Annotated in this window: 14 protein-coding genes; 11 read left to right on the top strand and 3 right to left on the bottom strand. The window is 69.5% G+C overall.

The features are described from left to right. The first annotated feature begins 24 nt into the window (after nucleotides 1-24). The 9 genes from ACQHIV_RS22460 (at nucleotide 25) to ACQHIV_RS22420 (ending at nucleotide 7,630) form a co-directional block, all read left to right on the top strand. On the top strand, nucleotides 25-471 hold the full coding sequence (locus tag ACQHIV_RS22460; RefSeq protein ID WP_380191878.1) for a metallopeptidase family protein: 447 nt from the start codon (nucleotides 25-27) through the stop codon (nucleotides 469-471). A gap of 107 nt (nucleotides 472-578) precedes the next feature. Then, a complete protein-coding gene (locus ACQHIV_RS22455; protein ID WP_427884947.1) occupies nucleotides 579-1,667 on the top strand; it encodes a Gfo/Idh/MocA family protein in 1,089 nt (362 codons plus the stop codon). Beyond that, the gene (locus ACQHIV_RS22450; RefSeq protein ID WP_427884946.1) at nucleotides 1,660-2,397 is read left to right on the top strand and encodes a ThuA domain-containing protein; all 738 of its coding nucleotides are present in this window, start codon (nucleotides 1,660-1,662) and stop codon (nucleotides 2,395-2,397) included. Before ACQHIV_RS22455 ends, ACQHIV_RS22450 begins: the two co-directional genes overlap by 8 nt. A gap of 3 nt (nucleotides 2,398-2,400) precedes the next feature. Further along, complete coding sequence (locus ACQHIV_RS22445) at nucleotides 2,401-2,823, top strand: hypothetical protein (protein WP_427884945.1); 423 nt, start codon at nucleotides 2,401-2,403, stop codon at nucleotides 2,821-2,823. 26 nt (nucleotides 2,824-2,849) lie between these two features. Beyond that, nucleotides 2,850-4,229: a phosphomannomutase/phosphoglucomutase gene (locus ACQHIV_RS22440; RefSeq protein WP_427884944.1), complete on the top strand. Its 1,380-nt coding sequence runs from the start codon at nucleotides 2,850-2,852 to the stop codon at nucleotides 4,227-4,229. Continuing rightward, nucleotides 4,230-4,430 carry a Trm112 family protein gene (locus ACQHIV_RS22435; protein WP_427884943.1) on the top strand — a complete coding sequence of 67 codons (201 nt, stop codon included), beginning with the start codon at nucleotides 4,230-4,232 and terminating at the stop codon, nucleotides 4,428-4,430. Continuing rightward, nucleotides 4,430-5,506, top strand: coding sequence for an SIS domain-containing protein (locus tag ACQHIV_RS22430; protein ID WP_427884942.1), 1,077 nt, complete (start codon nucleotides 4,430-4,432; stop codon nucleotides 5,504-5,506). The genes ACQHIV_RS22435 and ACQHIV_RS22430 overlap by 1 nt, the downstream gene beginning before the upstream one ends. Next, complete coding sequence (gene manA, locus ACQHIV_RS22425) at nucleotides 5,500-6,648, top strand: mannose-6-phosphate isomerase, class I (protein WP_427884941.1); 1,149 nt, start codon at nucleotides 5,500-5,502, stop codon at nucleotides 6,646-6,648. The genes ACQHIV_RS22430 and manA overlap by 7 nt, the downstream gene beginning before the upstream one ends. 22 nt (nucleotides 6,649-6,670) lie before the next feature. Then, entirely contained in the window at nucleotides 6,671-7,630 is a 960-nt protein-coding gene (locus ACQHIV_RS22420) for a cation diffusion facilitator family transporter (protein WP_427884940.1), read from the top strand. On the opposite strand, the gene ACQHIV_RS22415 is transcribed toward ACQHIV_RS22420, so the two are convergent. Beyond that, nucleotides 7,627-7,986, bottom strand: a complete 360-nt coding sequence (locus ACQHIV_RS22415) for a MerR family transcriptional regulator (RefSeq protein ID WP_427884939.1) — start codon at nucleotides 7,984-7,986, stop codon at nucleotides 7,627-7,629. The genes ACQHIV_RS22420 and ACQHIV_RS22415 overlap by 4 nt on opposite strands. Before the next feature lie 109 nt (nucleotides 7,987-8,095). On the opposite strand from ACQHIV_RS22415, the gene ahcY reads away from it, so the two are divergent. Beyond that, nucleotides 8,096-9,529: an adenosylhomocysteinase gene (gene ahcY, locus ACQHIV_RS22410; protein WP_427884938.1), complete on the top strand. Its 1,434-nt coding sequence runs from the start codon at nucleotides 8,096-8,098 to the stop codon at nucleotides 9,527-9,529. 42 nt (nucleotides 9,530-9,571) lie between these two features. On the opposite strand, the gene ACQHIV_RS22405 is transcribed toward ahcY, so the two are convergent. Then, nucleotides 9,572-10,510: an RDD family protein gene (locus ACQHIV_RS22405; protein ID WP_427884937.1), complete on the bottom strand. Its 939-nt coding sequence runs from the start codon at nucleotides 10,508-10,510 to the stop codon at nucleotides 9,572-9,574. A gap of 71 nt (nucleotides 10,511-10,581) precedes the next feature. Here ACQHIV_RS22405 and ACQHIV_RS22400 point away from each other — a divergent pair, with 71 nt between their 5' ends. Continuing rightward, complete coding sequence (locus ACQHIV_RS22400) at nucleotides 10,582-11,577, top strand: stage II sporulation protein M (RefSeq protein ID WP_427884936.1); 996 nt, start codon at nucleotides 10,582-10,584, stop codon at nucleotides 11,575-11,577. A 1-nt stretch (nucleotide 11,578) separates the two neighbouring features. Here the strand turns inward: ACQHIV_RS22400 and ACQHIV_RS22395 are convergent, their stop codons facing one another. Beyond that, complete coding sequence (locus tag ACQHIV_RS22395) at nucleotides 11,579-12,322, bottom strand: DUF899 family protein (RefSeq protein ID WP_427884935.1); 744 nt, start codon at nucleotides 12,320-12,322, stop codon at nucleotides 11,579-11,581. Nucleotides 12,323-12,345: the final 23 nt, after the last annotated feature.

Here is a 12,345-nt window from a genome sequence, read left to right as displayed (position 1 = left end):
CATTACGCCCACTAGGCTGAGCGCGTGACCGAGGCTCGCCGTCATCGCAGGCACATCGACCGCCACGGCCGCGGAATGCTCGGCCCGATCAGCCGGCCGAGCAAGTTCGCGCCGCGTGGCCTGCCGCTGCAGCGGTCCGCCGCCGCGCAGTTCGACGAGGTGGTCGCGATCGAGGTGACCCGGCTGGAGAAGCGGCTGCCGCAGGTGATCGCCCGGGTCGAGTTCGCGATCGAGGACGTCCCGAACCTGGAGCTCGACGCCACCGAGATCCCGCTCACCCACGCCACCGGCGGTACGTCGCACGAGCCGTACCGGATCGTGGTGTTCCGGCGCCCGATCGAACTCCGCGCCGAGCGGTCCGGCAGCAGCCTGTCCTGGCTGGTCCGCTCGGCCCTGGTGCTGGAGCTGGCCGACGTACTGGCGCTGTCCCCCGAGCAGATCGACCCGGACTTCGACCCCGACGGCGACTGAGCCCGTTACCTGTCCGTTAGAACAAGCGGGTTGACCGGTGTTGAAACCTGTTCCGTAGTGTGGGAAGCAGTTGTGTCCTTCGTTGTCATCGGGAGAGGATCGTGGGTGTGAACGATCAAAAACTGCGGGTCGGGGTCGTCGGACTGGGTTTCGCCGGGCGGACCGCGCTGGAGGCGTTCTCCGAGTTGCCGGACGTCGAGGTGATTGCGCTGGCGGGCCTGGAGAAGGACACGCTGACCAGCCTCGGCGAGAAACACGGCGTACCGCATCTGTACGAGAAGTGGGAAGACCTGCTGGACACGCCGGGCCTGGAGGCGGTCAGCATCGGTACGCCGACGCAGTTGCACGCCCCGATCGCGCTGGCCGCGCTCGGCAAGGGCCTGCACGTGCTGTCCGAGAAGCCGCTGGCACGGACGGTGGCCGAAGGCACCGCGATGGTCGAGGCCTCGAAGCAGGCCGGCCGGGTGCTGAAGGTGGTGTTCAACCACCGCGAGCGCGGTGACGTGGCGGCGCTCAAGCACCAGATCGACGAGGGTCAGCTGGGCCGGATCTACTACGCGAAGGCGCACTGGATGCGCCGCAACGGCATCCCCGGCATGGGCGGCTGGTTCACGAACCGGGAGCTGTCCGGCGGCGGGCCGCTGATCGACCTCGGCGTCCACATCCTCGACATGGCGCTGCACCTGCTCGGCGAGCCCGAGATCACCACGGTGTCCGCGGACACGTTCGCGGAGCTCGGGCCGCGTGGGAAGGGCAGCGCGAGTACGCCGGACCGCCCGACCGTCGACACGCTCGGGTCCAAGTTCGAGGTCGAGGACCTGGCCACGGCGTACCTGCGGCTGAAGGGCGGCGGCGCGCTGCAGCTGGAGACCAGCTGGGCGACGTACCGGGCGCCCGGCGACAACTTCGGGATCGAGCTGTTCGGTACCGAGGGCGGCGCGAAGATCGAGGTGAAGAACTACACCACCGAGGACACGCTGCGGATCTTCACCGACGTCGCGGGCATCCCGGCCGAGGTGAAGCCGGCGACCGGGGCCGGGCTCGGGCACCGTGCGGTGGTGCGGGAGTTCGTCCGGATCGTGCGCAGCGGTGAGTGGGAAGGCCAGAACGGGTCCGAGGCGCTGCTCCGGACCGAGATCATCGACGCCTGCTACGCCTCGGCGAAGGCGGGACGAGAGGTTGTGCTTCATGACTGATCCGATCCGCGTCACGGTGTGGGGCGAGAACGTCCACGAGGGCCGCGACGAGACCGTCCGGAAGATCTACCCGGACACCATGCACGGGACGATCGCGGCGGCGCTGCGCGAACGGCTGGGTGCCGAGGTCGTCGTACGCACGGCCACGCTGCAGGATCCGGAGCACGGTCTGACCGAGGAGGTGCTCGCCGACACCGACGTACTCACCTGGTGGGGTCACGCGGCGCACGGCGACGTCGACGACGCGATCGTGGACCGGGTCCAGCGGCACGTGCTGTCCGGGATGGGCCTGATCGCGCTGCACTCGGCGCACTTCTCGAAGATCTTCATCAAGCTGATGGGTACGACGTGCTCGCTGGACTGGCGGGCGGAGAACGACCGTGAGCTGATCTGGACGGTCGCCGCCGGGCACCCGATCGCGAAGGGTGTGCCGCACCCGCTGGTGATCGAGCGCGAGGAGATGTACGGCGAGCTGTTCGACATCCCGCAGCCGGACGAGCTGGTCTTCGTCAGCTCGTTCTCCGGCGGCGAGGTGTTCCGCTCCGGCTGCTGCTACCGCCGCGGCCAGGGCCGGGTCTTCTACTTCCGCCCCGGCGACCAGGAGTACCCGACGTACCACCAGCCCGAGGTCCAGCAGATCCTCGCCAACGCCACCCAGTGGGCCGCCCCCACCAGCCCCCGCCAACTCCCCACCGTCCACCACCGCGCCACCCCCGGCTGGTTCGAGTAACCGATGCCCGACGAGCGGCCGGCCCCCACCAGGCCGGCCGCCGTCACCCCCTCCGGGCTGGCTGCAGTCACCCTCTCCAGCGGCGGCGTCACCGCCGACATCACCCGGCGGACGATCACCCCACCCCGGGACAGCTGGTACTTCCCGCGGTACCCCGGACTCACCAGGATCGTCCCGCTGGACGGCCTCGCGGCCGCGATCCGCGGCTTCGTCGCCGACCACCGCGCGCTGTTCACGGACGAGATCCAGTTCGGCGCCTGGATCAACCCGGACTCGCGGCTGTGCTACCTCGACCTGATCACTCAGCTGCCGGACCAGGCGGAGGCCGAACGGATGGCGCGGCGGTACGGCGTGGAGGGTGGGCGGAAGGTGGTCGCCATCTACAACCCGGTTCGGGCACTGACTGTGCGGCTGGGGGGCGGGTGAGATGGGGGACCGGATAGGGTCCGGGCATGGTTGATGTTGCGGGGATCTTCAAGGCTTATGACGTGCGGGGGGTTGTGCCCGAGCAGCTCGACGAGTCGGTGGCTCGGGCTGCGGGGGTGGCGTTCGTCGAGGTGCTGGATGTGCTCGCGGGGCCCGGGGCCGTGGTGATCGGGTACGACATGCGGCCGTCGAGCCCGGCGTTGGCGGCGGCGTTCGCGGACGGGGTGACGTCGACCGGGGCGGACGTGATCGACATCGGTCTCGCGTCCACCGACCAGCTGTACTTCGCGTCCGGGCGGCTCGACCTGCCCGGCGCGATGTTCACCGCGAGCCACAACCCGGCGCGGTACAACGGCATCAAGCTGTGCCGCGCAGGCGCCGCCCCGGTGGGCAGCGACTCGGGGCTGCGGGACATCGCCGACCTGGTCGCGAAGGCCCTCACCGAGCACCCGGCGCCCGGCGCGACCCCGGGGCACGTCACGCACAAGGACCTGCTGACCGCGTACGCCGACCACCTGCACGACCTGGTCGATCTGAGCGGCATCCGCCCGCTGACCGTGGTCGTCGACGCCGGCAACGGCATGGGCGGCCACACCGTCCCGGCGGTCTTCGCCGACGGCCCGGTCACGATCGTCCCGATGTACTTCGAGCTCGACGGCAACTTCCCGAACCACGAGGCGAACCCGCTGGACCCGAAGAACCTGGTCGACCTGCAGGCCAAGGTCCGGGAGACCGGCGCCGACCTCGGCCTCGCGTTCGACGGCGACGCGGACCGCTGCTTCGTGGTGGACGAGCAGGGCGACCCGATCTCGCCGAGTGCGATCACCGCCGCGGTCGCGGTCCGGGAGCTCGCCAAGCAGCCCGGCGCGACCATCCTGCACAACCTGATCACCTCGAAGGCGGTCCCGGAGCTGATCGCCGAGCATGGCGGCGTCCCGGTCCGTACCCGGGTCGGGCATTCGAACATCAAGCAGAAGATGGCCGAGACCGACGCGGTGTTCGGCGGCGAACACTCCGCGCACTACTACTTCCGCGACTTCTGGCGCGCCGACACCGGCATGCTGGCGGCCCTGCACGTCCTCGCCGCACTCGGTGAGCAGGACCTGCCCGCCAGCGAGCTGTTCGCGGAGTACGAGCGGTACGTCGCCTCCGGCGAGATCAACAACAAGGTCGCGGACGCGGCGGAGACGGTCGCGGCGATCGAGGATACGTATTCTGGCGTCGACGGCGTGACCGTCGACCACCTGGACGGGTTGACGGTGTCGGCGGGACAGTGGTGGTTCAACGTCCGTGCGTCGAACACGGAGCCGTTGCTGCGGCTGAACGTCGAGGCCGCGGACCGGTCCGAGATGGAACGTGTCCGCGACGAAGTACTGGCCCTGATCACAGGTTCGAGGGAGAACTGAATGGCAGTCAATCTGGACCCGGACCTGCTGAGCATCCTGGTCTGCCCGAAGTGCCGCTCGGAGTTCCGGGTGGACGACGAGGCGAACGAGCTGATCTGCACCAACGCGGCCTGCGCGCTGGCGTACCCGGTGCGTGACGACATCCCGGTGCTGCTGATCGACGAGGCGCGGGACACCCGCACGGAGTCCGCGAGCAGCTGATGAGTGTTTTCGACGACACACGGCTGGACGATCCGGCCGCACTCGAGGCGGCGGATCATCTGCTGCGCCGGCTGGCGATGGCCGGGGCCCGGGTCCGCGCCGAGCTGGAAGCGTCCGAGGACGTGCTGTCCAATCTGACGTCGGACGGCTTTCGTCCGCGCGCGGTGGTCGCGGCCGGCCGGGACGCCCGCCTGGTCCGCGCCGTACTGGAGCCGGTCTGCCCGGTCCCGTTCCTCGCTTGGCCCGGCCCAGGGCTGCCCGGTTGGGCCGGTCCGCTGGACCTGGTCGTCGTACTGGGCGGTGCGACCGAGGACCCGGACGCGATCTCGGCGGCCGGTGAAGCCGTACGCCGTGGTTGCGGGCTGATGGTCGCCGCGCCCGAGGACTCGCCGGTGGCGATCGCGTCCGCGGGGCTGCGGCACGCGATCCGGCTGCCGTCGCAGTCGGACGACCAGTTGGCGTCGGCGGTCGCCGTACTGCAGGCGCTGCACCAGCTGGAGCTGGGTCCGGAGGTCGACCACAAGGCCGTTGCGTCGATGCTGGACGACGTGGCGATCGAGTGCTCGCCCAACAAGGACGTGGCGTCCAACCCGGCCAAGGATCTGGCCCTGGTGCTGGCTGACGCCCTGCCGCTGGTCTGGGGCGGTTCTGTCCTGGCTGCGCGGGCTGCGCGTCGTGTGGTCGAAGCACTGCGCCTGGCGAGCGGCAGGCCGGCCCTGGCTGCTGACGCGGGGCACCTGCTCCCCGTACTGAACCAGCCGCCGCGGGACCTCTTCGCTGACCCGTTCGACACGGCGGAGGAGCTACGGCCCGCCCTGGTCGTGCTGGACGACGGCACGGAGGACGGCGGCGTCGCAGAGCAGCGCCGCAAGTTGGAGGAGAAGGCACAAGCGCACGACGTCCGCGTGCACACCGTGACGCAGGCAGCCGGTACGGACATCGCCCGGTACGCCGCACTCACCCAGCACGGCCGGTACGCCGCGGCGTACCTCGGTCTCGGCCTGGGCCGCTACGGTACGGCGACCGACGCCGACCCGGCCGAGCCGGGAATCCCCTCGGAGGACCCGGCGTGGTAGTCCTGCTGCAGAACACGATCCGCGACTACGCGTGGGGTTCGCCGACCGCGCTGCCGAAGCTGCTCGGCGTCGCGCCGACCGGCCAGCCGCAGGCGGAGCTGTGGATGGGCGCGCACGAGTCGGCCCCGTCCGTGCTGCCGTCCGGAGACACGTTGTACGACGCGGTGTCGTTCGACCCGGCGGCGGTCCTGGGCCAGGAGACGGCCGAGCGGTTCGACGGCCGGTTCCCGTTCCTGGCGAAGCTGCTCGCGGCCGCGCGGCCGCTGTCGATCCAGGCGCATCCCTCGCGGGAACAGGCGATCGACGGGTACCAGCGGGACGAGGCGGCGGGGATCCCGCGGGACGCCTCCGACCGGAACTACAAGGACGCCTGGCCGAAGCCGGAGATCCTGATCGCGCTCGAACCCTTCGACGCACTGGTCGGTTTCCGGCCGCTGGAGCGGACCGTCGCGCTGCTGGACACACTCAAGCCGGACGGGTTCGAAGACCTCACGGAGCTGCTGCGGAACGGCAAGCTGCGGGAGGCGTTCACCGATTTCATGAGCCGGGACCGGGACGCGATCCGTCCGCTGGTCACGGCGCTCGGTGCGGCTGTCGCACGACCGGGCGACTTTGCCCTGGAGCGGGAGACGCTCGCCAGGTTGTGCGCGGACTTCCCGGACGACCCCGGCGTACTCGCGGCCCTGTTGCTGAACCGCGTGCGGCTGCGGCGGTTCGACGCGGTGTACCTGCCGGCCGGCAACGTGCACGCGTACCTGAACGGCCTCGGGTTCGAGGTGATGGCGAACTCCGACAACGTGCTGCGCGGCGGCCTCACGCCCAAGCACATCGACGTACCGGAGCTGGTCTCGGTGGTGGACTTCGAGCCGCTGGCCGACCCGGTGCTGACCGCGACGGCCGACGGTGTGTACGAGACCGGCTGCCCGTACTTCGCGGTTCGCCGCGTCGAGGTCACCGGCGACGAGCGCACGGTCGACGGGGCCGGGCCGCGGATCGTCTGCTGTGTGGACGGCACCGTCGATGCTGCCGGCAAAGAATCCGCTGTGACGTTGTCCGCGGGTCAGTCCGCGTTCCTTTCCGGACCCGAAGGACCCTGTACCCTGCGTGGTTCCGGCACGGCGTTCGTCGTGTCCGCATCCTGATTCACGGAGGACCTGAACAACCATGGCTGGTGGCGGGAACAAGGCCGTTGTCGCGGCTCTGGCGGCCAACCTCGGCATCGCGGTGACGAAGTTCGCCGCCTGGGCGCTGACCCAGTCGGCCTCGATGCTCGCCGAAGCGATCCACTCACTGGCCGACTCCGGCAACCAGGGCCTGCTACTGCTCGGCAGCAAGCGGGCCAAGCGGGCCGCGGACGAGCTGCACCAGTTCGGCTTCGGCCGGGAGCGCTACGTCTACTCGTTCGTGGTGTCGATCGTGCTGTTCAGCGTCGGCGGCCTGTTCGCGCTGTACGAGGGGTACCACAAGGTCCACGATCCGCACGGGATCGACAGCTGGCAGTGGGTCCCGGTGGTCGTGCTGGTGCTCGGCATCGTGATGGAAGGGCTGTCGTTCCGGACCGCGGTGAGCGAGTCGAACAAGCTGCGCGGGAAGGTGCCGTGGGTCCGGTTCATCCGGAACGCGCGGGCGCCGGAGCTGCCGGTGATCCTGCTCGAGGACTTCGCCGCGCTCACCGGCCTGGTGCTGGCGCTGCTCGGCGTCATCCTGACGCTTGCCACCGGCAACGGTGTGTTCGACGGCCTGGGCTCGATGGCGATCGGCGCGCTGCTGGTCTGCGTGGCGATCTTCCTCGCGGTCGAGATGAAGTCGCTGCTGCTCGGCGAGTCCGCGACCCGCGAGGCCCAGCAGCGGATCGTCGACGCGATCCAGAGCACCGCCGGCGTGCAGCGGCTGATCCACATCAAGACGCTGCACCTCGGCCCGGAGGAGGTGCTGGTCGCCGCCAAGGTCGGCGTCGAGCCGACCACCGACGCGGCCGTCGTCGCGGCGACCATCGACGCCGCCGAACGCGCCGTCCGGGCCGCCGAGCCGATGGCGGTGCACATCTACCTGGAACCCGACGTGTACGTCGAGAACCACGTCACCGACCCCCGCCCCGCCGTACCGGAAGCACCTTCGCACTAGCGGGGCTTCGGCGGCAGCACACCACTGCGACCGAGCCACCGGAGCGCGCGTTCGCGGTCGATCTCGGCCTGGGTGGGTGCGGCGCTGAGCCGGCCGGTGCGGTAGCCGAGGTTGCGGATGTCCGCGGCCACGGACGGTTCGGCGAGCGCTCTCAGCGCGAACGCGAGCGCCGCCGGCGTCACGTCGTACCGGCGTTCGAGATCGAGCGCGAGTTGTACGGCGGCCAGGTCGCGGTCGTCGTACTGGCGCTGCGCGGTGTGCTCGGATCGCGAGCGCGGGAGCAGCCCGAGGGCCTCCCGGTAGCGCAGCATGCGCGGAGTGGTACCCAGCTGGCGAGCGGCCTCGGTGATGCGCATAGCATCAATCCTGACATTTCGGTGTCAAAAACGCGCTGCGAGCGATCAAACCGCGTGCCTCGGCCCTCTAGGCTCGGGCAGGTATCAACCACAGCTTCAGGGGAGCGGCATGACCTTCGACTACAAGGTGGCGGACCTCGGGCTCGCCGAGTTCGGGCGCAAGGAGATCCGGCTGGCCGAGCACGAGATGCCCGGCCTGATGGCGATGCGCAAGCAGTACGGCGACAGCAAGCCGCTGGCCGGCGCGCGGATCATGGGCTCGCTGCACATGACGATCCAGACCGCCGTACTGATCGAGACGCTGACCGCGCTCGGCGCCGAGGTGCGCTGGGTCTCGTGCAACATCTTCTCCACCCAGGACCACGCGGCCGCCGCGGTCGTCGTCGGCAGCGGTTCGGCCGACGCCCCGGCCGGTGTCCCGGTCTTCGCCTGGAAGGGCGAGACGCTGGAGGAGTACTGGTGGTGCACCGAGCAGGCACTGACCTGGCCGGGCGGTGAAGGCCCGAACATGATCCTCGACGACGGCGGCGACGCCACGATGCTCGTGCACAAGGGCACCGAGTTCGAGAAGGCGGGCGCCGTACCGGACCCGGCGACCGCTGACTCCGAGGAGTACGGCGTCGTCCTGAAGCTGCTCACCCGCACGCTCGCCGAGTCCCCGAACAAGTGGACCACCATCGGCCAGGGCATCAAGGGTGTCACCGAGGAGACCACCACCGGCGTGCACCGGCTGTACGAGATGCACAAGGCCGGCGCGCTGCTGTTCCCGGCGATCAACGTCAACGACTCGGTCACCAAGTCGAAGTTCGACAACAAGTACGGCTGCCGGCACTCGCTGATCGACGGCATCAACCGCGCCACCGACGTGCTGATCGGCGGCAAGGTCGCGGTCGTCTGCGGGTACGGCGACGTCGGCAAGGGCTGCGCCGAGTCGCTCCGCGGCCAGGGCGCCCGGGTGATCGTCACCGAGATCGACCCGATCTGCGCGCTGCAGGCCGCGATGGACGGGTACCAGGTGTCGACCGTGGACGACGTGGTCGGGATCGCCGACATCTTCGTCACCACGACCGGCAACAAGGACGTGATCACCGCCGACCACATGGCCGCGATGAAGCACCAGGCGATCGTCGGCAACATCGGCCACTTCGACAACGAGATCGACATGGCCGGGCTGTACAAGGTGCCGGGGATCGAGCGGGTCAACATCAAGCCGCAGGTCGACGAGTTCCGGTTCGCCGACGGCCACACGATCATCGTGCTGTCCGAGGGGCGGCTGCTGAACCTGGGCAACGCGACCGGGCACCCGTCGTTCGTGATGTCGAACTCGTTCACCAACCAGGTGCTGGCGCAGATCGAGCTGTTCGTGAAGACGGCCGACTACCCGACCGAGGTGTACGTGCTGCCGAAGCACCTCGACGAGATGGTCGCCCGGCTGCACCTCGACGCGCTCGGCGTGAAGCTGACCGAGCTGACGAAGGAGCAGTCCGCCTACCTCGGCGTACCGATCGAGGGCCCGTACAAGGCGGAGGCCTACCGCTACTGAGATCCTGAAACACCCCCGTGCCTTGTTTGGTGCGGGGGTGTTTCAGCTTTCGTTGCTGCCCGGTGCGGCCCAGCCTTGCGCGTTCACCGCGGCGGGCCGGGAGTGTGCGGGGGGAGCGGGCGGCGCGAACAGCCCAGGCGGAGCCGGCGGCGGCATCAGACCGTACGGGTTCGGGGGCGCGAACGGCCCTGGCGGGACGGCGTACGTCGTGAAGGGGCCGGTGCGTTGGGTGGAGAGGCGGTGGAGTTCGCGGCGGCGGCGTTCGGCCAGGACCGCGGACAGGTACGCGGGGGCGATGATCGGGTGTGGGGGCTGCGGCGCGGTGGCCGCGGCGACACGGGCAGCCAGGGCCTCGCCGAGGGCGTACTGCGGGCCCGGGAGGAGCTCGGTGTACCGCGCCAGGTAGTCGCGGGCCGTGTTCGCCAGGTCGTCGGACAGCCGCGACAACTCCAGCGACTGCGCCCATTGCACCAGCGGTCCCGGTACGAACAGCGGCGGTGACGCCATCGGCTGGTGCCGTTCGCGGATGACGACCGTACCGGCGACCATGTCCCCGATCCGCTTGCCCTGCTTGTTCATCAGGCTCGCGACGATCCCGGGGCTCGCCGCGAACCACGGCGCGAAGTCCACGAACAGCCACATCAGCGTCCGTACCAGCGCATGCCGGAAGCGGATCGAGCTGCCGTCGTCGCGGACCACCTTCAGCCCGAGCACCATCTTCCCGATCGTCCGGCCGCGGGTCAGTGTCTCCATCACGACCCGGTAGCCGATCAGCACGAGCAGCACGGTGATGAAGATCAGCGCGACCGCCAGGGCCTCACTGGTCCGCGTACCGAACAGGAACCCGGCCAGCAGCCCGACCAGTACGACGAGCACGATGACCTGCAGCAGCACGTCGATCGCGCACGCCAGCGCCCGCGTCGGCATCCGGGCGATCCGCACCTGGAGGACGACTGCTTCACCGGTGACCAGCTGAGACACGTACGTCGCCCCCCTCCTGCATAGACACTCGGTCCGGTTAGTCTGCCATCAGACGGGTGGAGGAGGTGGCTGTGGACGTAGAAGCGTTTGTGTCGGTGCACCAGCCGCAGTGGGACCGACTCGCGCGCCTGACCCGTCGCCAGCGCCGTCTGACCGGTGCTGAGGCCGAGGAGCTCGTAGTGCTCTACCAACGCGTGGGCACGCACCTGGCCGCGCTCAGAGCAGCCGGTGCGGACCCTGTGTCGATCGGTCGGCTGTCCGGGCTCATCGCAGACGCCCGTGGCGCGGTGACCGGAGCACAGGCTCCCGTCTGGCGGGACATCTCGAAGTACTTCCTCGTGAGCTTCCCGGCAGCGCTGTACGCGTCCAGACGCTGGTGGATCACCATCGGCCTGCTCTTCTACCTCGTAGCGGCCTGGACGGCCTGGCGGGTGCTGGCGCATCCGGAAGTGGTCAGCTCGATCGCCACGCCGGAAGAGGTCAAACAGCTCGTCAACCACGACTTCGAGTCGTACTACTCGGACAACCCGGCGCAGGACTTCGCCTTACGCGTGTGGATCAACAACGCGACCATCAGCGCCGCCGTACTGGCCCTAGGCATCCTGCTGGTGCCGTCTGTGTTCATCCTCTGGGACAACGCGATGAACCTCGGCCTGAGCGCCGGGCTGATGATCGCCAACGACAAGGGCGGTCTGTTCTTCAGCCTGATCACGCCGCACGGCCTGCTGGAGCTGACCGCGGTCTTCATCGCGACAGCAGCCGGCCTACGCCTCGGCTGGTCCTGGATCGTCCCTGGTCCCCGCACCCGCATGCAGTCCGTCGCCCAGACCGGCCGCGCCACTGTGGGCATGGCGATCGGCCTCGCCGCCGTCCTCCTGGTAACCGGCCTGATCGAGGCCTTCGTCACGCCGTTCCTCCCCGCCGCGGTCCGCGTCACGATCGGCATCGTCGTCGAGTTGGCGTTCTTCGTGTACGTCTGGACGTTCGGCCGCCACGCCTACCGGCAGGGCGAGTACGGCGATATCGACGAGTCCGACCGCGAAGCCACCGCCCCGGTCTCCGCCTGAATCAGGTCAGGTCGTCCGACCGGCCGGCGGCGATCCGGGACCATTGCGCGATCGGGCGGCCGTCGATCACCTTGGGGAGTTTGGGCTCTTCAGCGGCCCAGTGCTGCGGCCAGCCGGCCGGCGAGTCTTCGTACGGTTCCTGGCGGCCGTACACGGTGAGGTCCATCAGATGGTAGTTGTTGTCCATCACCTCGACGCCGCGCATCGTCGTCCAGTACGTCTCGTAGACGCGATCGCCCTGGCGGACGTAGGCGATCAGGTACATCTGTCCGATGGTGCGGCCGGCGAGTAGTTGCTCCAGGGAGCCGAGGGCGGAGTACCAGGGCATGTTCCAGCCCATGAAGTCGTAGTACGTGCGGCTCTCGGCGTACGGGCCTTGGCAGAAGACGGCGAACGTGATGTCGCGGGACTGCAGGTACGAGATCTCCTGGACCTGGCCGGCGCACCAGGTGCAGCCCTGGCACTGTTCGGCGGCCGGGTGGCCGGTGTGCCACATGTAGTAATACGCCAGCAGTTGCTTGCGGCCGTCGAACGCGTCGAGGAGGGTCACCGGCCCGTCCGGACCGGTGACCGTCACGTTCGCGTCGACCTCGACCATCGGCAGCCGCCGGCGCTGCGCGGCGATCGCGTCGGCCTCCCGCGTGTGCGCCTTCTCGCGAACGCGTAGCTCGTCGAGTTGGGCGGTGAACGTCGTACGGTCGACGACCGGCGGGAGGGCTGTGCTGTCGTGGATAGCTCGCTTCATGTCCGGTACGTCGGAGTCGGCCG

Source organism: Kribbella polygonati (assembly GCF_050320105.1).
Lineage (GTDB): Bacteria > Actinomycetota > Actinomycetes > Propionibacteriales > Kribbellaceae > Kribbella.
This window is presented reverse-complemented; position numbering and strand designations above follow the sequence as displayed.

What these genes read in the sequence shown, in the direction of transcription:
- ACQHIV_RS22420 (WP_427884940.1), top strand. Translation starts at nt 6,671, where the DNA reads ATGGCTGGTGGCGGGAACAAGGCCGTTGTCGCGGCTCTGGCGGCCAAC.
- ACQHIV_RS22395 (WP_427884935.1), bottom strand. Translation starts at nt 12,322, where the DNA reads ATGAAGCGAGCTATCCACGACAGCACAGCCCTCCCGCCGGTCGTCGAC.
- ACQHIV_RS22430 (WP_427884942.1), top strand. Translation starts at nt 4,430, where the DNA reads ATGAGTGTTTTCGACGACACACGGCTGGACGATCCGGCCGCACTCGAG.
- ACQHIV_RS22415 (WP_427884939.1), bottom strand. Translation starts at nt 7,986, where the DNA reads ATGCGCATCACCGAGGCCGCTCGCCAGCTGGGTACCACTCCGCGCATG.
- ahcY (WP_427884938.1), top strand. Translation starts at nt 8,096, where the DNA reads ATGACCTTCGACTACAAGGTGGCGGACCTCGGGCTCGCCGAGTTCGGG.
- ACQHIV_RS22445 (WP_427884945.1), top strand. Translation starts at nt 2,401, where the DNA reads ATGCCCGACGAGCGGCCGGCCCCCACCAGGCCGGCCGCCGTCACCCCC.
- ACQHIV_RS22450 (WP_427884946.1), top strand. Translation starts at nt 1,660, where the DNA reads ATGACTGATCCGATCCGCGTCACGGTGTGGGGCGAGAACGTCCACGAG.
- ACQHIV_RS22435 (WP_427884943.1), top strand. Translation starts at nt 4,230, where the DNA reads ATGGCAGTCAATCTGGACCCGGACCTGCTGAGCATCCTGGTCTGCCCG.
- ACQHIV_RS22440 (WP_427884944.1), top strand. Translation starts at nt 2,850, where the DNA reads ATGGTTGATGTTGCGGGGATCTTCAAGGCTTATGACGTGCGGGGGGTT.